Source organism: Actinomadura sp. WMMA1423 (genome assembly GCF_006547145.1).
In the GTDB taxonomy this organism is placed as follows: domain Bacteria; phylum Actinomycetota; class Actinomycetes; order Streptosporangiales; family Streptosporangiaceae; genus Spirillospora.
In genome coordinates this window covers 3,096,784-3,121,585 of the sequence record NZ_CP041244.1, presented here as the reverse complement: position 1 = coordinate 3,121,585, position 24,802 = coordinate 3,096,784, and the positions used below count along the sequence as shown (strand labels likewise).

Sequence of the window (24,802 nt, the reverse complement as noted above, 5' to 3'; positions counted from 1 at the left end):
GTCAGCCCTCCATCCGGCGCATCACGGCGTGGACGCCGTCGATCGTCGGCGCGGGCAGCTCCTGCACGATCAGCCCGTCGGCGAGGAACAGCACCCGGTCGGCGTGCGCGGCGGCCGCCGGATCGTGCGTCACCATGATCACCGTCTGCCGGTAGGCGTCGACGGCGGTGCGCAGGAACCCCAGCACCTCGGCGCCCGAGCGGGAGTCGAGGTTGCCGGTCGGCTCGTCGGCGAACAGCACCTCGGGACGGGTCAGCAGCGCCCGCGCCACGGCGACCCGCTGCTGCTGCCCGCCCGACAGCTCGCTCGGCCGGTGCGACAGCCGCTCCCGCAGCCCGAGCGAGTCCACGACCGTGTCGAACCACTCCCGGTCGGGGCGCCGGTTCCCGAGGCGCCCGGTCAGCCGGATGTTCTCCTCCGCCGTCAGCATCGGCAGCAGGTTGAACGACTGGAACACGAACCCGAGCCGGTCCCGGCGCAGCTTCGTCAGGCGCGTCCGCGACAGCCGGGTGATGTCCACGTCCCCGATCAGGATCGAGCCGGACGTGACGGTGTCGAGCCCGGCCATGCAGTGCAGGAACGTCGACTTCCCGGAGCCGGACGGCCCCATGATCGCGGTGAAGCGGCCCCGGGGGAAGGCCGCGGAGACGCCGCGCAGCGCGGTCACCTCGTTCTCGCCCGTCCCGTAGGACTTGACGATGTCGCGCGCGACGGCGACGTGGTCGTGGAGCTGCCCGGCGGGGGCTGCGGCGGCTGTCTGCATCATGCCGTCAAGCAAACCGGCGGGCGCCCCCCGCCCGCATTGACGCGGGCTCCCCACTCCGTGCGGGGGAAGGCCCTACCCCCGCACGAGGGGGAGCCCGACGGACGGCGGCCCTACCGGCCCTCGAACACCGGTTGCTGCTTCTTCAGGAACGCCTCGGTCGCGTTGTGGTGGTCGCTCGTCTTCTCGCACTCGTCCTGGAGCTCCGCCTCCCGTTCGAGAGCGGACGCCAGGTCGTGCGTCGCCGCGTGGTCGAGCGCCGCCTTGACCGCGCCGTAGGAGACCGTGGGCCCGGCCGCGAGGCGGCGCGCCAGCTCCACCGACGCCGGAGCCAGCTCGTCGGCCGGGACGACGCGCGTGACGAGCCCCATCTCCAGGGCCTCCTGGGCCTTCACCGGCTCGCCAAGGAGCAGCAGTTCGGCGGCCTTGGCCCGGCCCACGAGGCGCTGCAGCGTCCACGACATGCCGCTGTCGGGCGCGAGGCCGATCCCGGTGAACGCGGTCGCGAACCGGGCCTTGTCGGACGCGACGACCAGGTCGCACGCGAACGCCAGCGAGGCGCCCGCGCCCGCGGCCACCCCGTTCACCGCCGCCACCACCGGCTTGCGCATCCCCGCGATCGCCAGCACGATCGGGTTGTAGTGCTTGCGGACGGTGTCGTCCAGGCCCCGTCCCGCGGCGAGGTTGTCGCCGTGCTCGCGCAGGTCCTGGCCCGCGCAGAACGCCCGTCCCGCACCCGTCAGGACGACCGCCCGGACGGCCGGGTCGGCGGCCGCGCGCACCACCGCCGCGCGCAGCGACTCCTTCATCTCGACGGTCAGCGAGTTCATCCCGTCGGGGCGGTTGAGTGTGATCGTCCCCACACCCTCGGTCAGGTCGTAAAGCACGGTTTCAGACATCGTCGTCCTCTCGGTCCTCGGTAGATCTTCCCAGGCCACCTTCGAGGAACACCGGCGCCGCGGGCAAGAGCGGTCCCGCCGCCCGGCTGCGGCGTCCAGCGGCCGGGCGGAGGGGGCGTCCCGCTCCCGCCGATCCGGGGGCCCGGGGCGGCCCGCGACCTGCGCCCACGGGCCCCGGCTGCCGATCTGGAGGCTGATCGTTACCACTTCGCGCCCGGAAGACGAGATAATGGACCACTACTGATGACGCGGATGCGACACGCGGCCACGCGGCCAGAGGTGTGCGAGGCCGCGGCCCTACTTAGGAAGGGGATGCACGCATGGCGGCGATGAAGCCGCGGACGGGAGACGGTCCGCTCGAAGTGACCAAGGAGGGACGCGGAATCGTCATGCGGGTCCCCCTCGAAGGCGGCGGCCGCCTCGTGGTCGAGCTCTCCGCCGACGAGGCCAAGGAGCTCGGCGAGGCCCTCAAGGACGTCGTGGGCTGACGGCCCGCCGTTCCCGGCTTGTTGGTGACGGTCCCGGCGACGCCGCCGGGGCCCTTGCCATTCCCGTAACGATTCAGCGACCAGGGGGGACCCACCGCCATGCCCATCGAGACCCGCATCCACGGTGCCGGCGGCACCGTGTCGCAGACCGCGGTCGACCTCGGGGCCGAGGTGGTGGCCGTGCCCGTCCGGTCCGGCCCGCTCGCCCCGGCGGCGGAGGTCGCCGCCTCGCTCCCCTTCACGCTGGACGAGCTGCTCGCGCTGCACCAGGCCAAGGGCGAGCCCGGTGAGATCATCGCCACACAGGTCCGCGTCGGCGAGAGGGTCCGGGAACTGCTGCTCTACGGGGTCGGCGACGCCGCCCCGGCCGACCTGCGCAGGGCCGGCGCCGCGCTGGCCCGGCGCGGCAGGGGGCGGACGGCGCTGGTCGCCGGCGTCCCGGCAGGCGACCTCGCCGCCTTCGTCGAGGGGGCGCTGCTCGCCTCCTACGAGTTCAGGATCGGCGCCGCCCCGCCCAAGAAGGCGCTCGGCACCCTCGCCGTGCTGACCGAGGCGGGGCCCGCGGCGGACGCCCCCGCGATCGAGCTCGGCACCGTGCGGGCCCGGGCCACCGCCCTCGCCCGCGACCTCGCCAACACGCCGTCCCAGGAGAAGGACCCCTCCTGGCTCGCCGCGCAGGCCGAGCGCGTCGCCGCCGAGTCCGGCCTCGCCGTCCGCGTGCGCGGCGAGAAGGAGCTGGCGGAGGAGGGGTTCGGCGGCCTGCTGGCCGTCGGCGGCGGATCGGCCCGCCCGCCCCGGCTGATCGAGCTGTCCTACGAGCCGGAGGGAGAGGCTTCGCCGCGCCATGTCGTCCTGGTCGGCAAGGGCATCACGTTCGACAGCGGCGGCCTGTCGCTGAAGCCGAACGAGGGCATGAAGACGATGAAGACCGACATGGTGGGCGGCGGAGTCGTCATCGCCGTGATGAGCGCGCTGCGGGCCCTCGGCGTGCGCGCCCGCGTCACCGGCCTGGTCGCGGCGGCGGAGAACATGCCGTCCGGCTCGTCGATGCGCCCCGGCGACGTGATCACCCACTACGGCGGGACGACGTCGGAGGTGCTGAACACCGACGCCGAGGGGCGGCTCGTCCTCGCCGACGCCCTCGCCTACGCCGACGCGCGGCTCGACCCCGGCGTCATGGTCGACGTCGCCACCCTCACCGGCGCCGCCAAGGTCGCGCTCGGCCTGAAGCACGCGGCCCTGTTCGCGAGCGACGACGCCCTCGCCGGCGAGCTCACCCGGGCCGGGAAGGCCGCCGGCGAGCCGGTGTGGCGGCTCCCCCTGGTGGAGGACTACCGCGCCGCGATCGACTCCGACGTCGCCGACATCAACAACATCGGCCGCGGCGGCTACGGCGGCGGCTCGATCACGGCGGCGCTCTTCCTACGCGAGTTCACGGGCGGCCGCCCCTGGGCGCACCTCGACATCGCCGGGCCCGGCCGCTCCACCTCCGAGGACGCCGAGATCACCCGCGGCGCCACCGGGTACGGCGCCCGCCTCCTGCTCGACTGGCTGACCGCCTGACCCGCCCCGGGGCGGGGCGGCGGGTCACTTGGCGCGGCGGTCGATCACCGGGACGCGGCGCCGTCGCCTGGCCTGCTTGACGATCTCCGGGAGGGTCGCGTCCCAGGCCGGCTCGACCGCGAAGCACCACGGCACGGCCGCCGCCGTGGCGGGCACGTCCCGCATCGTGAGCGCCACCAGCGGCGCCCGCTCCGACGTGCGCGCCATCTCCGCCAGCTCCGCGGTCGGCAGGAAGACCAGGTAGTCCTGCTCGCCGCGGCGGGTGCCGCCGACGCCGCGCCGCAGCGCGGTGATCGCGGCCACCTCGTCCCAGGGCAGCGTCCGCCCGGACCGGCGCGGCAGCGGCCAGGGCGAGGGGCGCCGCACCCCCTCGCCGTCGAACTCCAGGACGGGCCGGCGCGACAGCATGCCCCCGGCCGACACGGCCAGGCCCGCCCCGAACAGGCCGAGCCCCGCCACGCCGAGCACCATGACCACGACGCTGCCGGCGCCCGCGCCGCGCATCACGCCGCCGGCGACGAACGCCACCGACGCCGCGAACAGGATCGCCAGCGCGGCGAGGCGCCACATCCCGCGCCAGGTGACCCGCACCCGGACCGCGAACGCCTCCCCGGCGTTCCGGTCGCGGACGGCGTCCTCAGTCACGCCGGACGGCGCAGAGCAGCCCGTCGCCCACCGGGATCAGCAGCGGGACGAGCCGGTCGTCCTCGCGGATCATGCGGTGCACCTCGCGGATCGCCTCGGTGTCGGGGTCGCGGCGGTCGGGGTCGGCGACCCTGTCGTGCCAGAGCGCGTTGTCGAAGGCGACGACGCCGCCCGGCCGCAGCAGGCGCAGCGCGTCGACGAGGTACTCGGGGTACTCGCGCTTCGCCGCGTCGCAGAACACCATGTCGTAGGCGCCGTCGGTCAGGCGGGGCAGGACCTCCAGCGCCGGACCGATGATCATCCGGGTGCGGAAGCCGGACAGGCCCGCCTCCCGGTAGGCCTGCTTCGCCAGCCGCTGGTTCTCCGGCTCGATGTCGACGCTGGTCAGCACGGCGTCCTTCGGCATGCCGCGCATCAGGTAGACGCCGGACACGCCGCAGCCCGAACCGACCTCCACGACCGTCCGCGCGCCGATCAGCGACGCGATGAAGCGCAGCGCGGCGCCTCCGGCCGGGCCGATCGGCACCGCGCCGACCTCCTCGCCGCGGCGCCTGGCGTTCAGGAGCGGCTCGTCCTCGGGGAGGAAATCCTCCACATAGGCCCGGGTGGCCTCAATGGCGTCGATGGCTGCCTCCTCGTGGGACCCCCGCATGGCTCATGCTGGGAAGACCATATCGCTGCAGGGGAACCAACTGGCGTTTCAGCGCGTTGTAAGCGACACAGGCAAGCACCGAGTCGGTATCAGAACCGCCCCAGCCCAGGCGAGACCGTGCCGTTCCAAGGCGAGACCTTGGCTCACGAGAGAGGAACAGCCCGGCACCATGGGAGTCGCAGCACTCAGTTTCAGAAGCGCTGTCGGGGTCGGCGCCAGGCAGGGGCTTGGAAACGCCGCTCGCACCCGGGAGAACGCCCCCGAGGCCGAATGGGCGCCGCCGTCCTGGGACGAGGTCGTCCGCGAGCACTCGGCCCGCGTCTACCGGCTGGCCTACCGCCTGACCGGCAACCAGCACGACGCCGAAGACCTCACGCAGGAGGTCTTCGTCCGCGTCTTCCGCTCCCTGTCGAACTACACGCCGGGGACGTTCGAAGGCTGGCTGCACCGGATCACCACGAACCTGTTCCTCGACATGGCCCGGCGCCGCCAGCGCATCCGCTTCGAGGGACTCGCCGACGACGCCGCGGAGCGCCTCCAGGGCCGCGAGCCGACCCCGGCGCAGGCGTTCGACGACAACAACTTCGACGCCGACGTCCAGGCCGCGCTCGACGCGCTGGCCCCCGACTACCGCGCCGCCGTCGTGCTGTGCGACATCGAGGGCCTGTCCTACGAGGAGATCTCGGCGACGCTCGGCGTCAAGCTCGGCACCGTGCGCAGCCGCATCCACCGGGGACGGGCGCAGCTGCGGGGGGCGCTGGAGCACCGCGCGCCCACCCGGCGCCGGCCCGGCACCCGCAACGACTACCAGGCCGCCGTCGCATGCGACGAGCCGGCCGCGGGCGGGGAGCCCGGGGGACTGCACGCGGCGGGCGGTGTCCGGCCGCTGCCGGAGGGCGTGTAAAGCTGTGCTTACCGCGCGCGGGGCGGGACCGCGCGCCTGACGGAACGGATCCACGGAGGCGGCGTGAGTTGTCTGGGGGAGCGTCTGACCGCGCTGGTCGACGGTGAGCTGGGGGACGAGGAGCGCGAGCGCGCCCACGCCCATCTCGCGGTGTGCGCCGGGTGCCGGGAAGAGGCCGACCAGCTGCGCAAGCTGAAGGGACGGCTGCGGGGGCTGTCGGAGCTGCCGGCGAGCGACGGCACCGGCGACCTGCCGTCCGGCGACTTCCTGAACCGGCTGAGGACCCTGCCCGGGGCGGCAGGGCTCGCGGATGCGCCCGCCGCGGGCGGAGCGCCCGCGCACGGAGCGCTCCCGCGCGAGCCCGTGCCGCACGCCGGGACGCGCCCCCGGCACCCTTCCCGGCCCGCACGATCATCGACCCGCCCCGTCAGGGCGCCGCACGCCGTCCGCCCGCGCGACGGCCGCCCGGCCGGGCACGCCGCGATCCGCGTCCAGCCGCGGCGCCGCTACCTGGTGGTCGGCGCCGCCACCCTGTTCCTCGGCCTCGGCACCGCCTCCTACGTGGCGGGCGGGCGCCAGGACACCCCCGCCGTCACGCCCGCCTTCGACCGGTTCGCCGTCGAGCACGCGCTCACCTCCGGTGACGCGCCGATGACCGATCCGCTCACCGACCCGGTCAACCAGGTCCAGGTCTCCCCGGGGCCGTGAGGCGGGCGACCTCCCCGGGGCGGTGCCGGCGCGGCGCCGTCCTGGCCGGCGGGATCGCGGGCGCCCTCGCGCTGGCGATGGCGCTCTCCGGCGACCCCGCCCCCGCGCGCCGCGCCCGCAGCGACCCGGGCGCGGTCGGGCTGCTGCGCACCGCCGCCGACGCCGCCCGGCGCGTCCCCTACGAGGGCCGGCGGTTCCTCACCACCCGCAGCGGCGGCCGGGACGCCACCTCCCGCGTCGCCGTGTCGCACACGCCGGGCGCGGGCATCCGCTACCGGTCGGGTCCGTCGGGGCAGGGCTACCGGCCCGAGTCCGCGGCCGGGGACACCACCGGCTTCACGCCGGCGACCCTGGCGCTGCTGACCCGCAACTACTCGGTGGTGCGCGCCCCCGACGCGTCGGTCTGCGGCCGCCCGGCCCGCGTCGTCGAGGCGCGCCGCGCCGACGGCAGCCCCGCCGGGCGCTTCTGGATCGACCGGGAGACCGGCCTGATGCTGCACCGCGAGCTGATCGACGCCACCGGCCGCCCGGTGGTCGCCACCGGCTTCACCGAGATCAGCTTCACCGCCTCGCCGCTCGAGCCCTCCCCGCTGAGCCGCCCGCTCGGCGGCCTGTCCCGCTTCCCCGGCGCGAACGCCGGCAGCCCCGCCGAGAGCACGAGCGTCCGCGACACCGCGAGCACCTGGGGCGAGAAGCTGGACGGCGAGCGCCTCGCCGGCCTGCGCGACCGCGGCTGGCCCGTCCCGGACGAGCTGCCGGGACGGCTCACCCTCTACGAGGCCCGCCGCGAGAGCCGCGGCGGCGCCCTGCACCTCAGCTACTCCGACGGCCTCGCCGCCGTCTCGGTGTTCGTGCAGCGAGGCTCCCTCGACGAGCGCGGCATGGCGGGCTGGCAGAGGACCGCCCGCCGCGGCCGGACGGTGTTCCGCCGCGAGGCCCTGCGGCGCTGGGCGGTCTCGGCCGGGAACGGCTACGTCTACACCGTGGTGACGGACGCCCCGCAGAGCACGGCCACGGCGGTGGCGCTGAGCATGCCGCGCGGCTCCGCGCCGCCCTGGAAGCGCGTCTCGCGCGGCGCCCGCCGCCTTGCCGCGGCGGCGAATCCGTTCGATTGACCCGAGATGTGGGTATCGGCGGCAGGTCTTATGCTCGCCACATGCCGTGCGGGGCAGCATGAGCACCGATGACGAGAACCATGCTCGGTAGGAGAGATGGGGATGACGGAAGACAACCGCGGCCCGGTCAGGGCGCCGTCGGAGGACGACGACGTCGTCCCCGGCCAGGAGCCTGAGCGGCAGGAGGCGGCGGCTCCTCCCGAGACGGTGGCCGACCGGGGGATCCCCCTGGAGCAGCAGGCGGACGAGCCCGAGGCCGACCCCGAGCCCGAACCGGCCCGCGGCGAGGACGGTGCCGCGGAGCACGCCGAGTTCGGCACCGGGGCGGGCGCCGAGGACGGGCGCGAGGTGGGCGAGGAGGGCGACCGCCTGGTGGCCGGGGGCTTCGCGCCGCCGGACTCCCTGGGCGGCCCGCCCGACACCAGCGAGGACGTCCTGTCGAAGGCCGCCGGGGGCATGCCGCAGGAGGTGCCGCTGCAGGACGCCTCGCCGCGGGACATGCCGCAGCCCCCGCCGCCCGTCCAGCTCGACAAGCCGCCCGTGGAGGCGCTCGACGACCGTCAGCGGCCCGGGTTCGTCCCCCACAACCAGGACCCGAGGGCCGCGCAGGGCGGCCCGTACGGGGGCTGGCCGCAGCAGTCCCACCAGGGCCCGCCGCCGCCCGCTCCCGGCCGCCCGCCGATGGGCCCGCCGCCCGCGCCGCCCGGCCCGCCGCCCCCCGGCGGCCCCGGCCCCCGCCCGATGGCCGGGTACGGGATGCCGCCCGGCGGCACCGGGCCCAACTGGGCGCCCGTCCCCGCACCGCCCTCGTCGTCGCGCGGCGGGCCGGGCCTCGGGCTCCTCGCCGTCGTCGCGCTGATCGTCGCGCTGGTGGCCGGGGCCGTCGGCGCCGGGATCGGCGTGATCGCGACCGGCGGGGACGACGACGGCGGCCCGGTGAGCCTCGGCGGCAGCAACAGCAGCGACACCAAGGTGCAGAGCCGCCCGCCGGACTCGGTCGCGGGCGTCGCGCAGCGCGTGCTGCCGAGCGTCGTGATGATCCGCGTGCAGTCCGCGCAGGGCGAGATCGGCGGCACCGGCTTCATCGTCAACGGCGGCTACGTCATCACCAACAACCACGTCGCCTCCGGCGGGGGCGGCGGTGGCGGCCGGATCCAGATCGTCTTCAACGACAAGAAGACGCTGCCCGCCACGGTGAAGGGCGCCGACCCGAGCTCGGACGTCGCCGTGCTGAAGCCGGAGGGCCAGCACTCGCTGCCGCCGCTGCCGGTCGGCGACTCCAGCGCCATCGCCGTCGGCGACCCGGTGATCGCGATCGGCTCGCCGCTCGGCCTGCAGGGCTCGGTCACCACCGGCATCGTCAGCTCGCTGAACCGGGCCGTGCCCACGCAGGGCGAGGGCGGCGGCGGCGACGCGTCCTACCTCAACGCGATCCAGACCGACGCCGCGATCAACCCGGGCAACTCGGGCGGCCCGCTGGTGGACGCGAAGGGCCGCGTGATCGGCATCAACACCGCGATCGCCACCCTCGGCGGCCAGGCGATGGGCGGGGAGCAGCAGAGCGGCAGCATCGGCCTCGGCTTCGCGATCCCGATCAACCAGGGCAAGCGGATCGCCGAGGAGATCATCCGGACCGGGACGGTCAAGCAGGCCAAGCTCGGCGTGCTGCCCGACCCCCGCTACCAGGAGGGCGGCGCCCGGATCATGCCGCAGCCGGTCAACGGGCAGGACCCGGTGACCAAGGGCGGCCCGGCGGACAAGGCGGGCCTCAAGCCCGGCGACGTGATCACCAAGGTCGACGACAAGCCGATCGAGGACGCCACCGACCTGATCGCGCAGATCCGCAGCCGGGCTCCGGGCGAGCGCGTGACCCTGACCTACCAGCGCGGCGGCAAGGAGGCCACGGCCCAGGTGACCCTGGGTTCCGACTAGGGGGATGTTCAAGTCCGGTTCATCCGGGCTGGGGATACGCTGGGGGGACCGGCCCGCCTCTGGGCCGGTCCCCTTGGGCTGTGCAGCCGGCCGCGACGGCGGCGGGCCCGTGTGTGTGGAGGACGGGTTGTTCGACGTCGGACTCGGTGAGATGGCGGTGCTCGTCGTCCTCGCCCTGGTCATCTTCGGGGACAAGCTGCCGCAGGTCGCGGGGCAGGCGGGCCGGATGCTGCGGCAGTTCCGCCAGATGGCCGACAGCGCCAAGGCCGACCTCCAGGAGGGGCTCGGCCCCGAGTTCAAGGACTTCGACCTCAACGACCTCAACCCGAAGACGTTCGTCCGCAAGCACCTCTTCGAGGACGACGACACCTACCCGAAGAACGACTCGGGCATCTTCGACGACGAGCCCTCGTACGCGACGACGACGACCGGCCTCGCCCCCAGCGAGAAGCCGCCCTTCGACAACGAGGCGACCTGACGCCGCGGGCCTTCCCGCGCCCCGGCGGCCCGCCCGGGCCGCCACGAGCCGTCCTCCCGGTACCCGACGTCTGAACTCCGGGCCGCCGCCCTCACCGCCCGGCCGTGCCTGGTCGCCTGCCCGGGACTTCCGGCCCCGGGCAGGCGGGCGGTCAGCGGCCCTTGGGGCTGATGCCGAGGGACATGCCCGCGAGGCCGCGGCTGCGGCCGGCGAGCTTGTCGGCGATCGTGCGCAGCTCCTTGGCGGCGCCGGCGTCGGGGTCGGCGAGCACCAGCGGGACGCCGTTGTCGCCGCCCTCGCGCAGGCGCGGGTCGATCTGCACCTGGCCGAGCATGGGGACGCGCGTCCCGAGCGTCTTGGTCAGGGCGTCGGCGACCGTCTGGCCGCCGCCCTCGCCGAAGATGTGCTGCTGCTCGCCGCAGTGCGGGCACGTCAGGTACGACATGTTCTCGATCACGCCGACGACCTGCTGGTGGGTCTGCGCGGCGATCGCGCCGGCCCGCTCGGCCACCTCGGCGGCGGCCTGCTGCGGGGTGGTGACGACGAGGATCTCCGCGGACGGCAGCAGCTGCGCGACGGAGATCGCGATGTCGCCGGTCCCGGGCGGCAGGTCCATGAGCAGGATGTCGAGGTCGCCCCAGTACACGTCCGCGAGGAACTGCTGGAGCGCGCGGTGCAGCATCGGCCCGCGCCACACGACCGGCTGGTTCCCGGCGGTGAACATGCCGACCGAGATCACCTTCACGTCGTGCGCGGTCGGCGGCATGATCATGTCTTCGACCTTGGTGGGCGGGGTGTCCACGCCCAGCATCCGCGGCACCGAGTGGCCGTAGATGTCGGCGTCCACGACCCCGACCTTGCGGCCCTGGGCGGCGAGCGCGGCGGCGAGGTTCACCGTCACCGACGACTTGCCCACGCCGCCCTTGCCGCTCGCCACCGCGTACACCTTGGTCAGCGAGTTCGGCTGGGCGAACGGGATCTCCTTGGCGGGCTGCCCGCCGCGCAGCTTGGTCTGCAGGTCCTTGCGCTGCTCCTCGCTCATCACGTCGAGGTCGACGCGCACCGCGGACACGCCGTCGAGCTTGGACACGGCCTCCGTGACGTTCTTGGTGATGGTGTCCTTCATCGGACAGCCGGCCACGGTCAGGTAGACGCCGACGCTGACGGTGCCGTCCGCGTCGATGTCGATGCTCTTGACCATGTCGAGCTCGGTGATGGGCTTACGGATCTCGGGATCGAGCACCGTGGCGAGGGCCGCGTTCACCCGCTCGGTCGTCACTAGGGAGGCCATGCGTCCATGGTATGAACCCGGGCCGCCAACCTGCTAATCAGGGTGTCGGGCTTCACACGCGGCGCGGGGTCCGCCCGGCGCGGCGCCCCTCCCGCGCGGGCCGTCCATCGCGCGGGACGCCCGCCGGGCCTACGATCATCCGGTGACCAGCGACCCCGTCCCGGGCGGTATCGGCTCGGCCGCCGCCGAACTGATCGTGTGGCGGACGATGCTGCGCGCGCAGGCGCAGCTCTCGCGCCGGCTGCAGGCCGACCTGCTGGCCGGCCACGACCTCGCGCTCGGCGCCTACGAGGTGCTGATGCACCTCGGCGAGGCGCCGCACGGGCGGCTGCGGATGAACGACCTCGCCGACCGCGTGCTGCTGTCGCGCAGCGGCCTGACGCGGCTGGTCGACCGGATGCAGCGCGACGGCCTGGTGGCCAGGCAGTCGTGCGCGAGCGACGCCCGCGGCCTGTTCGCCGCCCTGACGCCCGAGGGGCGGGCCCGGCTCGCCGAGGCCACCCCCACCTACCGGCAGGGCGTCCGCGACCACATCATGAGCCGGCTGGACGAGCCCGACCTGCGCGCGCTCGGCCCCATCCTCGACAAGCTCGCCGACGAGGGCGCCCCCGCCCGCTAGGGGACGGGCTTCTTGGCGTCCAGGTCCCTGAGGATCTGCTGGAGCTCGGACCGCACGAAGTCGCGCGTGGCGACCTCGCTCAGCGCCACCCTCAGCCCCGCGATCTCGCGGGTCAGGTACTCGGTGTCGGCGATGCTGCGCTCGTTGCGCCCCCGGTCCTGCTCGTACTGGACGCGGTCCCGGTCGTCCTGCCGGTTCTGCGCCAGCAGGATCAGCGGCGCCGCGTAGGAGGCCTGGAGCGACAGCATCAGCGTCAGGAAGATGAACGGGTACGGGTCGAACCGCAGGGCCGGCGGCGCCGCCACGTTCCACACGAGCCAGAGCGACACGAACACGGTCATGTAGACGATGAAGCGGGCCGTGCCCAGGAAGCGCGCGATCTGCTCCGACACCCGCCCGAACGACTCGGGGTCGTAGTAGAGGCGGCGCGGCAGCAGCGTCCGGCGCAGCTCCCTCGGCTGGTCCAGGCGCGCGGTGATCTCGCGTGTCGTCGTCATGTCGTCCCCCGCAGAGCCTCTTCCTCGGGATCGGCGGTCTCCTCGGCGGCCGCCTCCATCGCGGCCTCCCGCCAGTCCTCGGGCAGCAGATGGTCGAGCACGTCGTCGATCGTCACCGTGCCCAGCAGGTGCCCGTTCTCGTCCACGACCGCGCCCGCGACCAGGTTGTAGGTGGCCAGGAACATCGCGACGGCCTCCAGCGACATCGTCGGGCGCAGCGGGTCGAGTTCGGTGTCGACGATCCCGCTGACCAGCGTCGGCGGCGGCTCGCGCAGCAGCTTCTGGAAGTGCACCGTGCCGAGGTAGCGGCCGGTCGGCGTCGCGGTCGGCGGGCGGCACACGTACACCTGCGCCGCCAGCGCCGGGTTCAGGTCGGGGCGGCGGATCAGCGCGAGCGCCTCGGCGACCGTCGCGTCCGGCGCGACCACCACCGGGTCGGTCGTCATCAGGCCGCCCGCCGAGTTGTCGGGGTAGGTGAGCAGCCGCCGGACGGGGGCCGCGTCGCGCGGCTCCATCAGCGTCAGCAGCTGCTCGCGCTGCTCGGTCGGCAGGTCGCCCAGCAGGTCCGCGGCGTCGTCGGGGCCCATCGCCTCCAGGACGTCGGCGGCGCGGTCCACGCCGAGCTTGCCGAGGATCTCGATCTGGTCGTCCTCGGGCAGCTCCTCCAGGACGTCGGCGAGCCGCTCGTCGTCCAGCGCGACCGCGACCTCCGTGCGCCGCTTCTCGGGGAGCTCGTGCACGATGCTGGCGAGGTCGGCGGGCTTCATCCGCTCGAACGCGGCGATCAGCCCGGCCGCGCCCTGCCCGTGCTCGACGGCGGAGAACCCCTCCACGGCGTCCCAGTCCAGGACCATGCTCTCGCCGCGCTTGCGCAGGCCCCGGCCCGTCCGGCGGCGCACCGCGACCTTGGTGATCAGCCAGTCGCGGGTCCGGGTCGGCTCCATCGCCACGTCCAGCACGGACAGTGCCTCGCCGGTCTCGCGCACCCGGACGGTCCGGTCGAGGATCTCGGCGATCACCAGCGTCTCCGAACCGCGCTTGCTGAAGCGGCGCACGTTGAGCCGCCCGTCGAAGACGATCGCGTCCGCCTCGATCACCGTGACCCGGGTGATCGGCAGGAACACCGCGTGCCGTGACGCGACCTCCACCACGAGGCCCAGCACCCGCGGCGGGCGCGGCGCGAGGCGCATCGCGACCACGACGTCGCGGACCCGGCCCACCTGGTCTCCTGCCGGGTCGAACACCGCGACGCCCGCGAGCCGGGCGATGAACACCCGGGACGGCGCTCCGCTCATGGCCAGGACACTACCCGTGATCTCCCGGCTGATCCGGACGGGTATGTCACATCCGGCCGTGACCCGGAGTCTGGGGGGCGAACGGGACGTGAAAGGGTGGAGGACCGTGAGCGACGTCTTCACAGAGCCCTTCGAGCAGCACCGCAACCTGCTGTTCGCGGTGGCCTACCGGATGCTCGGCACGGCGGCCGACGCCGAGGACGCCGTGCAGGACGCCTGGCTCCGCTGGTCGGCGGGCGACCGCTCCGGCGTCTCCGACCCCAAGGCCTACCTCGTCCGGATCACCACCAACGTCGCGCTCGACCGGCTGCGCTCGGCGCAGGCCCGGCGCGAGACCTACGTCGGGCCGTGGCTGCCCGAGCCGATGCTGACCTCCCCGGACGTCGCCGAGGACGCCGAGATGTCGGAGTCGGTGTCGATGGCGATGCTCGTCGTCCTGGAGACGCTGAGCCCCCTCGAACGCGCCGTGTTCGTCCTGAAGGAGGTCTTCGGCTACCCCTACGCCGAGATCGCCCGGGCGCTGGACCGCTCGGAGGCGTCGGTCCGGCAGCTCGGCACCCGCGCCCGCAAGCACGTGGAGGCGCGCCGCCCCCGCTTCGAGGCCGGCGGCGCCGAGCGGCGCGCCGCCACCGAGCGGTTCTTCGAGGCGGTCCTGGGCGGCGACGTCAACCGGCTCATGGAGGTCCTCGCGCCCGACGTCGCGCTGTGGTCGGACGGCGGCGGCAAGGTCCGGGCGCCGCGCCGGGCGATCTTCGGCGCGGAGAAGGTCGCGCGCTTCCTCACCGCCATCGAGGGGCAGCCCTACGAGGGCGTCGACCCTGCCGACATGCGCTTCCGGCGCGTCCACCTCAACGGCGAGCCGGCCGTCGTCGTGGACGGGCCGGACGGGCCGATCAGCACCGTCTCCGCCGACATCGACGAGGACGGCCGGATCGCGGCCGTCCACCTGGTCGCCAACCCCGACAAGCTCCGCGCCCTGGCGGAGGGTCGTCGGCTCCCGATGTGAGCACCGCCGGTGCCGGGCCGCTGAGCCGAGCCGCCGGTGTGACGGGCTGCCGGGTCGGCAGCTACGCCTACCTGTTTGCAGGCCGGTGTTCCGGCCTTCAGGCCGGGCTATCGCCGGCCCGAGCGTGTCCTGCCGGCGGGTTCAAGAGTCGTCGAGGTTCTGGTTGGCGGCCTCGGCGATGGGGACGGGGACGATCGCGGCGATGCGGCGGCCTCGGTTGGTGATGTAGGTGATGCGTCCTCGGACGGCGGCGTCGTGGAGGACGTCGGCGAACTGGCGACGTGCGTCGGCGACGCTCATCTCTTCCGATTCCATGATCGTCAGTGTACGAGCACGTATTTCCAAGTACAAGGATGTACAATTCAAAGGTGCAGCTCAGGTACAGCTTCCGGCTCTACCCGACCTCCGGTCAGCAGGAGGCGGTGGCTCGGGCGTTCGGGTGCGCGCGGGTGGTGTTCAACGACGCCCTGCGCGCCCGTCGGGAGGCGCACGCGGCCGGGCTGCCCTACCCCTCGGATGGGGACCTGTCCAAGCAGGTCATCACCGAGGCCAAGAAGACGTCCGAGCGGGTATGGCTGGGTGAGGTGTCGTCCGTGGTGCTCCAACAGGCCCTGGCCGATCTGAACACCGCGTACCGCAACTTCTTCGCCTCGGTGTCCGGCAAGCGGCGAGGCCGCAAGGTCGCGCCGTCCCGGTTCCGGTCCCGCAAGGACTCCCGGCAGGCGGTTAGGTTCACCCGCAACGCCCGCTGGTCGATCACGGCGGGAGGGAGGCTGCGCCTGCCGAAGGTCGGGGACGTGCGGGTGCGGTGGTCGCGGGACCTGCCCTGCGACCCGTCGAGCGTGACGGTGATCAAGGACGCGGCGGGCCGGTACTTCGCCTCTTTCGTCGTCGAGACCACCCAGGAGCCGTTGCCGGAGGTGGCGGCCGAGGTCGGGATCGATCTGGGGTTGACGCATCTCGCGGTGCTGTCGGACGGCCGGAAGGTCACCAGCCCGAAGTTCCTGCGCCGCGCCGAACGCCGTCTCGGCAAGGCCCAGCAGGCACTGTCACGCAAGCAGAAGGGCTCAGCCAACCGCCGCAAGGCGGTCGCGCGGGTCGCGCGCATGCACGCCCGCGTAAGCGATGCGCGGCGAGACCACCACCATCGGCTCTCCACACAGTTGATCCGCGACAACCAAGCGGTCTACGTGGAGGACCTCGCGGTGAACGCTCTCGCCCGCACCCGGTTGGCCAAGTCGGTGCACGACGCGGGCTGGTCCCGGTTCGTCGGGATGCTGGAGTACAAGGCCGCACGGTACGGCCGCACCTTGGGGAAGGTGGACCGCTGGTTCCCCTCCTCGAAGTTGTGCTCGGCGTGCGGGACCGCGGCCGAGGCGATGCCGCTGAACGTGCGCACGTGGACATGCCCGTGCGGGGCGGTCCACGACCGCGATGTCAACGCCGCGAACAACATCCTGGCCGCCGGGCGGGCGGACAGGCTAAACGCCTGCGGAGGGACCGCAAGACCCGCCGCCTAGCGGGGGGCAGGACCCGGTGAAACAGGAAGCCACAGAAGCGCCGCACACGCGGCACAGGCTGAATCCTTGGCCTTCAAAGGCCGGGGAGCGCGTCAACGGTCGACCTGGCGCCGCTTGCCGCCGTACAGGCGCGGCGGCGCGCCGGCGGTGGTCGCGGGGGTCGGGACCGGCCGTACGGTCGCGTAGTCCTCGCTCGCCTCGACGGTCTCGCCGGCCGGGGTGAGCCGCACGATCCACGACTCCTCGGCCCACGTCTCTACCTGGCCCTCGTGGGTCCGGGCGTTGAGGCGCTCCTTGGCGAGGACCGGGGTCACCTCGTCCCACAGCTCCGAGCCGGGCTCGACCCTCTCGGCGTCGGCGACGAACGCCAGGAGCCGCCCGCCCTTGTCCTTGCTGCGCAGGATCACCGTCACCTGCTCGGCCTCGGGAAGACCCGGGAGCGGCTGCTCGCCCTCACCGCCGGTCAGCACGTACGCCGACCCGTCGTGCCACACATGCCAGGCGGCGCGCGGCTGGAGGAGGCCGGGCAGCTCCAGCCACAGCAGCCCCGACTTTTTGGCCGCCTCCTCCACCAGCGCCCTGTTCAGACCCATGCACCGAGGGTCTCACACCGCTGGATAGCATCCGGGGCCATGCGCTCTCGACGTACCACCCTCGCGGTCCCGGGCAGCAATCCCCGCTTCATCGAGAAGGCGCAGGGGCTGCCCGCCGACGAGGTCTTCCTCGACCTGGAGGACGCCGTCGCCCCGTCGGCGAAGGAGGGCGCCCGCGCCACCGTGGTCGCCGCGCTCAACGAGGGCGACTGGACGGGGAAGACGCGGGTGGTGCGCGTCAACGACCTGGAGACCCACTGGGCCTACCGCGACGTGATCGAGGTCGTGGAGGGCGCGGGCGCCGAGCTCGACGCGGTCATGCTGCCGAAGGTGCCGGACGCCGGCCACGTCCAGTGGCTCGACCGGCTCCTCACCCAGATCGAGCGGGCGATGGGGCTGCCCGTGGGCCGCATCGGGATCGAGGCGCAGATCGAGGACGCGCGGGGCATGGTCAACGTCGACGCGATCGCCGCGTCCTCGCCCCGGCTGGAGGCGCTCGTCCTCGGGCCCGGCGACCTCATGGCGTCGATCAACATGAAGACGCTCGTCGTCGGCGAGCAGCCGCCCGGCTACACCGAGGGCGACGCCTACCACTACATCCTCATGCGGATCCTTATGGCCGCCCGCGCCCATGACCTCCAGGCGATCGACGGGCCCTACTTCAACGTCCGCGACGTGGACGCCTTCACCCGCGTCGCCGAGCGCTCCGCCGCCCTCGGCTTCGACGGCAAGTGGGTGCTGCACCCGTCCCAGATCGAGGCGGGCAACGCGGTCTTCTCGCCGTCCCAGGACGACTACGACCACGCCGAGCTGATCCTGGACGCCTACGACCACTCGCTCGGCGAGGGGCGCGGCGCCGCCCGGCTCGGCGACGAGATGATCGACGAGGCGTCCCGCAAGATGGCCCTCGTGATCGCCGCCAAGGGCCGCGCGGCCGGGATGGCGCGGACGAAGCGCTTCGATCCGCCCGGGAACTGAAGGACCCGTACGATTCGTCCCACGTTGTACGCGAGGGTTCGCTGGACGGGCGGGTCCGGCCTGCACGCGGGTCCACAGGGCGCGAGGGTTCACAGGGCGCGAGGGTTCACAGGGCGCGAGGGTTCACAGGGCGCGAGGGTTCACAGGGCGCGAGGGTTCACAGGGCGCGAGGGTTCACAGGGCGCGAGGGTTCACAGGGCGCGAGGGTTCACAGGGCGCGAGGGTTCACAGAAGGGGTCACACGTGGCAGGAGCAGGGGACGGCGACGGCTGGGCGCCCCTAGACCCCGACCTCGGACGCGAGCCGCGGGAGGACCCGCGGCCGTCCGGTGCTCAGCCCGTGCCGGAGGGTGAGGCGCGGCCGTCCGCCTCGGCCTGGCCGCCGCCGAAGCACGCTCAGCCGCAGGGCGCCGGGTGGTCCTACGGCCCCCAGCAGCCCTACGGCCCCGGACAGCCGCCCGAGACCGGGCAGCCGTACGCGCCCGAGCAGCCCTACGGAGCCGAGCAGCCTTACGGAGCCGAGCAGCCCTACGGGGCCCGGCCCTACGGCGAGCAGCCTTACGGCACCGGGCAGCCGCCCGGGTACGGCTACCCGCAGGAGGCGCCGTACGGGAAGGTCCCCTACGACGCCACGTACGGGGCCCGGGCGGTCGAGCGGCCCTGGGTGGTGCCGACGCCGAAGGCGAGCCCGTTCCACCGGCTGGCGCGCAACGAGGTGCACCGATGGTGGTGCCCGCTGGTGGGCACCCTCGGGATCGCCGTCACGGGGATGGCCCTGGTCATCGGCCTGATGATCGTGGGCATCATCGTCCACCTGGTGGTCACGGGCGAAGTCCCGGACAGCTCCGGGGCGGACGCCGACTCGATGTTCGGCGGCGGGACGGCCGACCTGGCGTTCAACCTCGGCGCGCTGGCGGTGTTCCTGCCCGTGGTGCTGCTCGGGGCCTGGGTCGTCCAGCGGCGGCGGCCGGGGACGCTCTCCTCGGTCGCGGGACGGCTGCGCTGGCGCTGGCTGCTGGCTTGCAGCGGCCTGGCGATCCTGTTCTGCGCCGTCTCCTACGGGGCGGCGATCGTCGCCGGTGCCACGTTGGACGACCAGTCGAGCGGCGACGAGCACTGGGTGGGGTGGGGGAAGTTCCTCGCCCCGGCCATCGTCATCATCCTGCTGGTGCCGTTCCAGTCGGCGGCGGAGGAGTACGCGTTCCGCGGCTGGATGCTCCAGGCCGTGGGCTCCTGCACTCTGGAGAACGCCAGGAACCGCGTCGGACGCGCGTTCAGCGTCGTGTTCCGCACGCCGTGGCCGGGGATCGTCGTGGGGTCGGCCCTCTTCACGGCAGGCCACGGCTACACCGGCTGGGGGATCCTCGACATCTTCGCCTTCGGCGCGATCGCGGCATGGCTCGCGGTGCGCACCGGCGGGCTGGAGTCCAGCATCGCGCTGCATGTGTTCAACAACCTGGTGGCCTTCCTCGGGCCCGCGGCGGTCGGCGAACTCGACATCGAGCAGGGCGGCGTCCCCTGGCAGGTCGTCGCGGCGGACGTCGTCCCGATGCTGCTCTACGCCGCCGCCGTCGTGTGGCTGGCGCGGCGGATGCGGGTCCAGACCGTCACGGCGGGCGGCGGGGACGGCGAGGCGCCGGTGACGGCGGCCACGGAGCCCGTCCACGCCTCGTAGCGGCGTCCGGTCAGAGGACGCCCCATCCGGAGAGGGCGTCGACCAGGCCGGGTGTCAGGGGGAGGGCGTCGAGTTCTGCGGGCGCGACCCAGCGCGCGTCCTCGGCGTCGTCGCCCGCGCGGAGCGTCCCGCCGCACACGGTCGCCGTGTAGTCGTAGATCTCGTAGACGACGCCGCCGGGCCCGGGGCGCTCGACCGTCCCGGCCAGGGGGCCGACGAGGACGTCGAGGCCGGTCTCCTCCCTGAGTTCGCGGACGAGCGCCGCCGCGTCGTCCTCGCCGGGCTCGACCCGCCCGCCCGGGATGGACCACAGGCCCTCGCCCGGCGGGCGACCGCGCCTGACCAGCAGAAGCCGCCCGTCGCCGTCCCGCACGATCCCGCCCACGCAGCGCACTCGCATGACCCCATTTTGTCGCCACTTTTCCGTGGCGGGGGCCCGGCCGACCTTGACGAGCCGGGATCTGGCCGCGCAGGGTGGTTACTCATGAGGGCGGAGCCCACATGCCCGCGCTGCGGGGGACCTGTCAGCGCGCCGAACCTCTGGTCCAGCGACTGGAGTTGCGGCGTGCACGGCGCCGTACTGCCGAAACAGCCGTCCAGGCGGGCGGGCCCCGAGGGGCTGGCCGCCGTGCTCCAGGACGCGAGGGTCCCCGTCTGGACGCCCTGGCCGCTCCCGTCGGCGTGGCTCGTCACGGGGTTCGCCTCGGTGGGGGACGAGCGCTCGGGCGGGCGCGCGGCCGCCGTCGCGGCGTCCGGACCGGGACTGCTGCGCGGCCCCGCCGACATGGTCCTGATCGCCGAGGAGCCGGGGATCGGTCTCGGCGCCCACTACGCCGGGCTCGCGGGCCCCGATCCCGGAACCGGGTTCAACGGCGGCCCGCCGCACGTGAAGCTGGAGGTCGGAGGCCCCGCCGCGACCTGCGGGCAGACGGTGCCCATGTGGGCGGTCGGCGACCGCCCCGACCGCGCCGCCTACGTCGGCGAGGCGATGGGGAACTGGCTGTGGGCGGTGCTGTGGCCCGCCGACGCCGGGGTCCTCATGCTGGAGCGCCTGACCCTGCTCGACCTGCGCGAGCCGGGCATGGAGCTCGACCTGCCCTACGGCGCGCTCAGCCCCCGCCTTGACGGCTGAGCGGCGTCCCGCTGGTATGAGCACCATGCGGATAGACCTGCACTGCCACAGCAACGCGTCCGACGGCACCCGGGCCCCGGCCGAGGTCGTCCGGCGGGCGCGCGGCAACGGCGTGGACGTCGTCGCGCTCACCGACCACGACACGGTCGCGGGCTGGGACGAGGCCGCCGCGTCCCTGCCGGACGGGCTGGCCCTCGTCCCCGGCATCGAGCTGTCGTGCAAGGAGGGCGGCCGCAGCCTGCACATGCTCGGCTACCTGTTCGATCCCGGCGAGCCGGAGCTGGCCGCCGAGCTGGCCCGCATCCGCGACGACCGGGTGGTCAGGGCGCGCGGCATGGTGGAACGGCTCCAGGAGCTGGGCACCGGCGTCACGTGGGACATGGTCCGCGCGCTGGCGAGGGGCGAGGCGGTCGGGCGCCCGCACATCGCCCGCGCCATGGTGGAGGCGGGCGCGATCGAGACGGCCGACGAGGCGTTCACGTCCCGCTGGATCGCGCCGGGCGGCCGCGCCTACGTCGAGCGGTACGCGCTCGATCCCGAGCGGGCGATCGGGCTGGTCCGCGCCGCCGGGGGAGTGTGCGTCGTGGCGCACCCGCGGGCGCGCCGCCGCGGCTACGTGTTCGGGGACGAGGTGATCGAGCGGCTCGCCGCCGCCGGGCTCGCCGGGATCGAGACCGACCACCCCGACCACGCCCCCGAGGACCGCGCCCGCCTGCGCGACCTGGCCGCCGCGCTCGGGCTGGCCGTCACCGGCTCCAGCGACGACCACGGCGCGCTCACCGGCGACCGGATCGGCGCCGAGACGACCGCCCCGGAGGCGTTCGAGGCGCTCCGCGCCGCCGCCACCGGCGGTGATCTCCGTCTGCCCGACCGGGGCGGCGAATCACGGTAGGGTGCGAAGCGTGGACGCGCGCATCGAACAGGTGGTGACGTCGGGGACGCTGACCCTGGACGACACCGAGTACGACGTCGAGAACAACACCTACATCGTCGGCGACGACGACGAGGTCATCGTGATCGACCCGGCCAACGACGCCGAGGCCATCCTCAAGGAGGTCGGTGACCGCGAGGTCATGGCCGTCCTGCTGACCGACGGCAACGAGCACCGCCTCAGCGTGGTCCTCGAGGTCGCCGCGGCCGGCGAGGAGGACGAGGACAACTGGGCCCCGATCGCGCTGCACCGCGCCGACCGGCTGCTGTGGCGCGACTACTTCGGCCGCCTCGCCAAGGAGGAGGACGACGAGGACGACGCCAAGGCGCTGCGCTCCCTCGAACCCGACATCTGGCTGGAGGACGGCGGCGTCTTCGAGATCGGCGAGGCCCAGCTGGAGATCGTGCACACCCCGGGCCACACCCCCGGCAGCGTCTGCGTGATCAGCGAGCAGCTCGGCCTGCTGTTCTCCGGCGACACCCTGCACCGCGGCCGCCCCGGCTCGGTCGGCGGCGTCTACGAGGACCTGCGCAAGCAGCTCAACTCGATCGGCGCCCTGCTGACCCCGCTCCCGAAGGACCTGCGGGTCCTGCCCGCGCAGGGCGAGGAGACCACGGTCGGCGACGAGGACGCCCGCTGGGAGAGCTGGGGCTCCCTGGCGCAGGAGAACGACGACTGACCGGGCCTCGGGGGCCGTCCCCCAGGGGAGGATGGCGTAGTGGCTGAGCAGCTCGGGTTCGAGGGTATGCCCCAGCGGCTCTACACGTGCACGCCGTCGCGGCTGAACACGTGGCTCGACTGCCCGCGCCGGTACCGGATGACCTATCTGGATCGTCCGATGCCCCCCAAGGGGCCGCCGTGGGCGCACAACAGCGTCGGGGCGAGCGTCCACAACGCGCTGGCGGGCTGGTGGCGGCTGCCCGTCGACGAGCGCAGTCCCGAGGCGGCCGGGAGCCTGCTGGTCCGCGGCTGGCTGACCGACGGCTTCCGGGACGAGGCCCAGTCCGCGCAGTGGCGCGAGCGGGCCCGGGAGATGACGGAGCGGTACGTCGCGGGCCTCGACCCGTCCGACGAGCCGCTCGGCGTCGAGCGCACCGTGGCGACCCGCACCGACCGGATCGCGGTGTCCGGACGCATCGACCGGCTCGACGCGCGGGGCCCGGAGCTCGTCGTCGTCGACTACAAGACGGGCCGGCACGTCCTCACCGCCGACGACGCCCGCGGCTCGCTGGCGCTGGCGATCTACGCGGTGGCGGCGGCGCGCGTCCTGCGCCGCCCGTGCCGCCGCGTCGAGCTGCACCACCTGCCCTCCGGCGAGGTCGCGGTGTGGGAGCACACCGAGGAGTCGCTGGCCCGGCACATCCGGCGCGCCGAGCAGATCGCCGCCGAGGCCGCGTCCGCCGACGCGGCCTACCGCGAGCTCGCGGGCCCCGCGACGGGGAGCCGCGCCGCCGTGCCGAGGCCCCGCGAAGGGGAGGTCGACCACGGCCCGTACGACGAGCTGTTCCCGCCGCGTCCGGGGAACCTGTGCTCGTGGTGCGACTTCGCACGCCACTGCCCCGAGGGCCGCGAGGCCGCCCCGCGCAAAGAGCCGTGGGCGGCCCTCCCCGTGGACGCCCCCTAAGCCGGGGTGAGCGCGCGGCGGTCGGGCCAGCGGCGCGGGTCGCGCAGGCCGTACAGGCCCTTGCTCAGGTCGTAGCCGTCGGCCGCGAGCCGCTGCCGGGCGCGGTCCAGCATGTCGCGGGTGTTCTTGGCGAAGGCGTAGTCGTGCAGTCGCTCCGGTACCGAGTTCATGGCGAGCCGGAACGAGCGGAGCGCGGCCGTCACCGCGGGCTGGGGCACCTCGGGCAGGGACCCGTACATCTCGCGCGCCCAGTCCGGCAGGGAGTAGTAGCAGAGCGCGCCGAACGGGAAGTAGCCCGGCTTGCCGGGGGAGAGGAACCTCAGGTTGTCCGGCAGCGCCGGCCACATGAGGAACCGGACGGTCTCCGCCGCCTCCTCGGTGACCCGCAACCGGGGCCGCATCTCGGCGAAGAACGCCTCCATGTCGGCGACGCTGCCGGGGACGTCGTCGGCGTGCAGCCCGACGAGCGTCGCCGACTTGCGCTGCTCGTACAGGTACCGGTCGGCCATGGCGCCGGTCAGCGGCAGCCCGGCCCGCCGCGCCACCTCCAGGTAGGAGTACACCTCGGCGCAGTGCACCCACAGCAGCAGTTCGGGCTGGTCGAGCCGTTCCTTCCTCCCGGTGTCGTGGTTGAGGATGCGCAGGCTCCGGTGGATCTCCCGCACCCGGTACGCGGCCTCCTCGACCTCCTCCGGGCTGCCGAACGTGCCGAGCCCGACGAAGTCGGACGTCCGCTGGAGCCGTCCGAACGGGTCCTCGCGGAAGTTGGAGTTCTGCCAGACGCCCCACATCGCCATCGGGTGCAGCGCCTGGAGCATGAGGCTGCGCACGCCTCCGACCCACATGGACCGGTCGATGTGCACGCGCCACGTGACGCTCTCGGGGGGCTGGACGGTCGCCGGCATGTACACCTCCATGAGACAAACTGAAGTAAGTGTGTCATTACATCGGTGGGCTCGCGACACCGCCCCCGTGTTCTGGCCGAGATATACATAAAGCTTATATATAAAGCTGCTATGCTTCTGGCATGAGTCGCCAGGGCGCCGCGCACGGCGCTTCCGATGCCATCGGCTCGGCCCTCTACGGTCTGGCCATCAGGGCCGTGAGACGCCTTCCCCGCGACATGAGCCTGACGTCCGCCGCCACCTTGGCCACCCTGGACAGGACCGGCCCGCGACGGATCACCGATCTGGCGGTGGCCGAGGGCGTCACCCAGCCCGCGATGACCGTCCTGGTCCGAGTGATGGAGGAATCCGGGCTGGTCGAGCGGACGGGCGATCCGTCCGACAGGCGGGTCACGCTGGTGCGCCTGACCGAGGCCGGCGCGTCGTACGTCCGGACACGGCGCCAGGCGGGCGTCGACGCCTACGCGCGCTTGGTCGACGAACTCACCGGTGACGAGGTCGAGGCCTTGGCGGCGGCCCTTCCGGCGCTGCTGCATCTGGCAGAACTCGAAAGCCGCGCCCGGCAGGAGCCGGACCGGTGACCGCGTCCC

28 protein-coding genes are annotated in these 24,802 nt (G+C 73.8%); 17 read left to right on the top strand and 11 right to left on the bottom strand.

Going from position 1 to position 24,802, the window contains the following annotated elements; translation table 11 throughout:
- Position 1 precedes the first annotated feature (1 nt).
- Together FKD65_RS14535 and FKD65_RS14530 are read right to left on the bottom strand one after the other, a co-directional pair.
- Positions 2–766: an ABC transporter ATP-binding protein gene (locus FKD65_RS14535; protein WP_205718665.1), complete on the bottom strand. Its 765-nt coding sequence runs from the start codon at positions 764–766 to the stop codon at positions 2–4.
- Positions 767–876: 110 nt separating this feature from the next.
- The gene (locus FKD65_RS14530; RefSeq protein WP_141578004.1) at positions 877–1,662 is read right to left on the bottom strand and encodes an enoyl-CoA hydratase-related protein; all 786 of its coding nucleotides are present in this window, start codon (positions 1,660–1,662) and stop codon (positions 877–879) included.
- Between the two features lie 320 nt (positions 1,663–1,982).
- On the opposite strand from FKD65_RS14530, the gene FKD65_RS14525 reads away from it, so the two are divergent.
- Complete coding sequence (locus FKD65_RS14525) at positions 1,983–2,150, top strand: DUF3117 domain-containing protein (RefSeq protein WP_083980698.1); 168 nt, start codon at positions 1,983–1,985, stop codon at positions 2,148–2,150.
- A gap of 99 nt (positions 2,151–2,249) precedes the next feature.
- Complete coding sequence (locus FKD65_RS14520; RefSeq protein ID WP_141578003.1) at positions 2,250–3,713, top strand: M17 family metallopeptidase; 1,464 nt, start codon at positions 2,250–2,252, stop codon at positions 3,711–3,713.
- A gap of 24 nt (positions 3,714–3,737) precedes the next feature.
- Here FKD65_RS14520 and FKD65_RS14515 read toward each other — a convergent pair whose 3' ends face one another.
- Together FKD65_RS14515 and FKD65_RS14510 are read right to left on the bottom strand one after the other, a co-directional pair.
- Positions 3,738–4,358 (bottom strand): hypothetical protein, encoded by a 621-nt coding sequence (locus tag FKD65_RS14515; protein ID WP_141578002.1) that lies wholly within the window; start codon positions 4,356–4,358, stop codon positions 3,738–3,740.
- Positions 4,351–5,010, bottom strand: a complete 660-nt coding sequence (locus FKD65_RS14510) for an O-methyltransferase (protein ID WP_168221039.1) — start codon at positions 5,008–5,010, stop codon at positions 4,351–4,353. The genes FKD65_RS14515 and FKD65_RS14510 overlap by 8 nt, the downstream gene beginning before the upstream one ends.
- Before the next feature lie 169 nt (positions 5,011–5,179).
- Here FKD65_RS14510 and sigE point away from each other — a divergent pair, with 169 nt between their 5' ends.
- The 5 genes from sigE (at position 5,180) to FKD65_RS14485 (ending at position 10,147) form a co-directional block, all read left to right on the top strand.
- Entirely contained in the window at positions 5,180–5,914 is a 735-nt protein-coding gene (gene sigE / locus FKD65_RS14505; protein WP_141578001.1) for an RNA polymerase sigma factor SigE, read from the top strand.
- A gap of 63 nt (positions 5,915–5,977) precedes the next feature.
- Complete coding sequence (locus FKD65_RS44905; RefSeq protein ID WP_205718664.1) at positions 5,978–6,622, top strand: anti-sigma factor; 645 nt, start codon at positions 5,978–5,980, stop codon at positions 6,620–6,622.
- Positions 6,619–7,737: a MucB/RseB C-terminal domain-containing protein gene (locus FKD65_RS14495; RefSeq protein WP_240810149.1), complete on the top strand. Its 1,119-nt coding sequence runs from the start codon at positions 6,619–6,621 to the stop codon at positions 7,735–7,737. Before FKD65_RS44905 ends, FKD65_RS14495 begins: the two co-directional genes overlap by 4 nt.
- A 102-nt stretch (positions 7,738–7,839) precedes the next feature.
- Positions 7,840–9,669 carry a S1C family serine protease gene (locus FKD65_RS14490; protein ID WP_141578000.1) on the top strand — a complete coding sequence of 610 codons (1,830 nt, stop codon included), beginning with the start codon at positions 7,840–7,842 and terminating at the stop codon, positions 9,667–9,669.
- A 127-nt stretch (positions 9,670–9,796) separates the two neighbouring features.
- Positions 9,797–10,147: a sec-independent translocase gene (locus FKD65_RS14485; RefSeq protein ID WP_141577999.1), complete on the top strand. Its 351-nt coding sequence runs from the start codon at positions 9,797–9,799 to the stop codon at positions 10,145–10,147.
- A 151-nt stretch (positions 10,148–10,298) separates the two neighbouring features.
- On the opposite strand, the gene FKD65_RS14480 is transcribed toward FKD65_RS14485, so the two are convergent.
- Positions 10,299–11,438, bottom strand: coding sequence for an Mrp/NBP35 family ATP-binding protein (locus tag FKD65_RS14480; protein ID WP_141577998.1), 1,140 nt, complete (start codon positions 11,436–11,438; stop codon positions 10,299–10,301).
- A gap of 142 nt (positions 11,439–11,580) precedes the next feature.
- Here FKD65_RS14480 and FKD65_RS14475 point away from each other — a divergent pair, with 142 nt between their 5' ends.
- Positions 11,581–12,057, top strand: a complete 477-nt coding sequence (locus tag FKD65_RS14475) for a MarR family winged helix-turn-helix transcriptional regulator (protein WP_240810148.1) — start codon at positions 11,581–11,583, stop codon at positions 12,055–12,057.
- Here the strand turns inward: FKD65_RS14475 and FKD65_RS14470 are convergent.
- Positions 12,054–12,554, bottom strand: a complete 501-nt coding sequence (locus FKD65_RS14470; protein ID WP_141577997.1) for a DUF1003 domain-containing protein — start codon at positions 12,552–12,554, stop codon at positions 12,054–12,056. The genes FKD65_RS14475 and FKD65_RS14470 overlap by 4 nt on opposite strands.
- Positions 12,551–13,849, bottom strand: coding sequence for a CBS domain-containing protein (locus FKD65_RS14465; protein WP_141577996.1), 1,299 nt, complete (start codon positions 13,847–13,849; stop codon positions 12,551–12,553). Before FKD65_RS14465 ends, FKD65_RS14470 begins: the two co-directional genes overlap by 4 nt.
- A 106-nt stretch (positions 13,850–13,955) precedes the next feature.
- Between FKD65_RS14465 and FKD65_RS14460 the strand changes: the two genes are divergently transcribed.
- Complete coding sequence (locus FKD65_RS14460) at positions 13,956–14,855, top strand: RNA polymerase sigma-70 factor (RefSeq protein ID WP_240810147.1); 900 nt, start codon at positions 13,956–13,958, stop codon at positions 14,853–14,855.
- A 141-nt stretch (positions 14,856–14,996) separates the two neighbouring features.
- Here the strand turns inward: FKD65_RS14460 and FKD65_RS14455 are convergent, their stop codons facing one another.
- The gene (locus FKD65_RS14455) at positions 14,997–15,170 is read right to left on the bottom strand and encodes a type II toxin-antitoxin system prevent-host-death family antitoxin (protein ID WP_141577994.1); all 174 of its coding nucleotides are present in this window, start codon (positions 15,168–15,170) and stop codon (positions 14,997–14,999) included.
- A 53-nt stretch (positions 15,171–15,223) separates the two neighbouring features.
- Between FKD65_RS14455 and FKD65_RS14450 the strand changes: the two genes are divergently transcribed.
- A complete protein-coding gene (locus tag FKD65_RS14450; RefSeq protein ID WP_141577993.1) occupies positions 15,224–16,375 on the top strand; it encodes an RNA-guided endonuclease TnpB family protein in 1,152 nt (383 codons plus the stop codon).
- Positions 16,376–16,467: 92 nt separating this feature from the next.
- Here the strand turns inward: FKD65_RS14450 and FKD65_RS14445 are convergent, their stop codons facing one another.
- On the bottom strand, positions 16,468–16,968 hold the full coding sequence (locus FKD65_RS14445) for a hypothetical protein (RefSeq protein ID WP_141577992.1): 501 nt from the start codon (positions 16,966–16,968) through the stop codon (positions 16,468–16,470).
- Between the two features lie 39 nt (positions 16,969–17,007).
- Here FKD65_RS14445 and FKD65_RS14440 point away from each other — a divergent pair, with 39 nt between their 5' ends.
- Both FKD65_RS14440 and FKD65_RS46250 read left to right on the top strand, forming a co-directional pair.
- Positions 17,008–17,946 (top strand): CoA ester lyase, encoded by a 939-nt coding sequence (locus tag FKD65_RS14440; RefSeq protein WP_141577991.1) that lies wholly within the window; start codon positions 17,008–17,010, stop codon positions 17,944–17,946.
- Between the two features lie 243 nt (positions 17,947–18,189).
- Complete coding sequence (locus tag FKD65_RS46250) at positions 18,190–19,620, top strand: CPBP family intramembrane glutamic endopeptidase (RefSeq protein WP_141577990.1); 1,431 nt, start codon at positions 18,190–18,192, stop codon at positions 19,618–19,620.
- Positions 19,621–19,630: 10 nt separating this feature from the next.
- Here FKD65_RS46250 and FKD65_RS14430 read toward each other — a convergent pair whose 3' ends face one another.
- A complete protein-coding gene (locus tag FKD65_RS14430) occupies positions 19,631–20,020 on the bottom strand; it encodes an NUDIX hydrolase (protein WP_141577989.1) in 390 nt (129 codons plus the stop codon).
- An 84-nt stretch (positions 20,021–20,104) separates the two neighbouring features.
- Here FKD65_RS14430 and FKD65_RS14425 point away from each other — a divergent pair, with 84 nt between their 5' ends.
- The 4 genes from FKD65_RS14425 to FKD65_RS14410 are packed head-to-tail and all read left to right on the top strand — an operon-like array spanning position 20,105 to position 23,307.
- The gene (locus FKD65_RS14425) at positions 20,105–20,752 is read left to right on the top strand and encodes a DUF6758 family protein (protein WP_141577988.1); all 648 of its coding nucleotides are present in this window, start codon (positions 20,105–20,107) and stop codon (positions 20,750–20,752) included.
- Between the two features lie 25 nt (positions 20,753–20,777).
- Positions 20,778–21,644, top strand: coding sequence for a PHP domain-containing protein (locus FKD65_RS14420; protein ID WP_141577987.1), 867 nt, complete (start codon positions 20,778–20,780; stop codon positions 21,642–21,644).
- 10 nt (positions 21,645–21,654) lie between these two features.
- Complete coding sequence (locus tag FKD65_RS14415) at positions 21,655–22,362, top strand: MBL fold metallo-hydrolase (protein WP_141577986.1); 708 nt, start codon at positions 21,655–21,657, stop codon at positions 22,360–22,362.
- A 39-nt stretch (positions 22,363–22,401) separates the two neighbouring features.
- A complete protein-coding gene (locus FKD65_RS14410) occupies positions 22,402–23,307 on the top strand; it encodes a RecB family exonuclease (protein WP_368367253.1) in 906 nt (301 codons plus the stop codon).
- Here FKD65_RS14410 and FKD65_RS14405 read toward each other — a convergent pair.
- Complete coding sequence (locus FKD65_RS14405) at positions 23,304–24,224, bottom strand: oxygenase MpaB family protein (RefSeq protein WP_240810146.1); 921 nt, start codon at positions 24,222–24,224, stop codon at positions 23,304–23,306. The genes FKD65_RS14410 and FKD65_RS14405 overlap by 4 nt on opposite strands.
- 110 nt (positions 24,225–24,334) lie before the next feature.
- Here FKD65_RS14405 and FKD65_RS14400 point away from each other — a divergent pair, with 110 nt between their 5' ends.
- Positions 24,335–24,793 (top strand): MarR family winged helix-turn-helix transcriptional regulator, encoded by a 459-nt coding sequence (locus FKD65_RS14400; protein ID WP_240810145.1) that lies wholly within the window; start codon positions 24,335–24,337, stop codon positions 24,791–24,793.
- Positions 24,794–24,802: the final 9 nt, after the last annotated feature.

Bases quoted from the DNA above. Each gene is read 5' to 3' on its own strand.
- FKD65_RS14535 (WP_205718665.1), bottom strand. From the start codon at position 766: ATGATGCAGACAGCCGCCGCAGCCCCCGCCGGGCAGCTCCACGACCAC.
- FKD65_RS14530 (WP_141578004.1), bottom strand. From the start codon at position 1,662: ATGTCTGAAACCGTGCTTTACGACCTGACCGAGGGTGTGGGGACGATC.
- FKD65_RS14525 (WP_083980698.1), top strand. From the start codon at position 1,983: ATGGCGGCGATGAAGCCGCGGACGGGAGACGGTCCGCTCGAAGTGACC.
- FKD65_RS14520 (WP_141578003.1), top strand. From the start codon at position 2,250: ATGCCCATCGAGACCCGCATCCACGGTGCCGGCGGCACCGTGTCGCAG.
- FKD65_RS14510 (WP_168221039.1), bottom strand. From the start codon at position 5,010: ATGCGGGGGTCCCACGAGGAGGCAGCCATCGACGCCATTGAGGCCACC.
- sigE (WP_141578001.1), top strand. From the start codon at position 5,180: ATGGGAGTCGCAGCACTCAGTTTCAGAAGCGCTGTCGGGGTCGGCGCC.
- FKD65_RS14490 (WP_141578000.1), top strand. From the start codon at position 7,840: ATGACGGAAGACAACCGCGGCCCGGTCAGGGCGCCGTCGGAGGACGAC.
- FKD65_RS14480 (WP_141577998.1), bottom strand. From the start codon at position 11,438: ATGGCCTCCCTAGTGACGACCGAGCGGGTGAACGCGGCCCTCGCCACG.
- FKD65_RS14470 (WP_141577997.1), bottom strand. From the start codon at position 12,554: ATGACGACGACACGCGAGATCACCGCGCGCCTGGACCAGCCGAGGGAG.
- FKD65_RS14465 (WP_141577996.1), bottom strand. From the start codon at position 13,849: ATGAGCGGAGCGCCGTCCCGGGTGTTCATCGCCCGGCTCGCGGGCGTC.
- FKD65_RS14455 (WP_141577994.1), bottom strand. From the start codon at position 15,170: ATGGAATCGGAAGAGATGAGCGTCGCCGACGCACGTCGCCAGTTCGCC.
- FKD65_RS14445 (WP_141577992.1), bottom strand. From the start codon at position 16,968: ATGGGTCTGAACAGGGCGCTGGTGGAGGAGGCGGCCAAAAAGTCGGGG.
- FKD65_RS14440 (WP_141577991.1), top strand. From the start codon at position 17,008: ATGCGCTCTCGACGTACCACCCTCGCGGTCCCGGGCAGCAATCCCCGC.
- FKD65_RS14430 (WP_141577989.1), bottom strand. From the start codon at position 20,020: ATGCGAGTGCGCTGCGTGGGCGGGATCGTGCGGGACGGCGACGGGCGG.
- FKD65_RS14425 (WP_141577988.1), top strand. From the start codon at position 20,105: ATGAGGGCGGAGCCCACATGCCCGCGCTGCGGGGGACCTGTCAGCGCG.
- FKD65_RS14420 (WP_141577987.1), top strand. From the start codon at position 20,778: ATGCGGATAGACCTGCACTGCCACAGCAACGCGTCCGACGGCACCCGG.
- FKD65_RS14405 (WP_240810146.1), bottom strand. From the start codon at position 24,224: ATGGAGGTGTACATGCCGGCGACCGTCCAGCCCCCCGAGAGCGTCACG.
- FKD65_RS14400 (WP_240810145.1), top strand. From the start codon at position 24,335: ATGAGTCGCCAGGGCGCCGCGCACGGCGCTTCCGATGCCATCGGCTCG.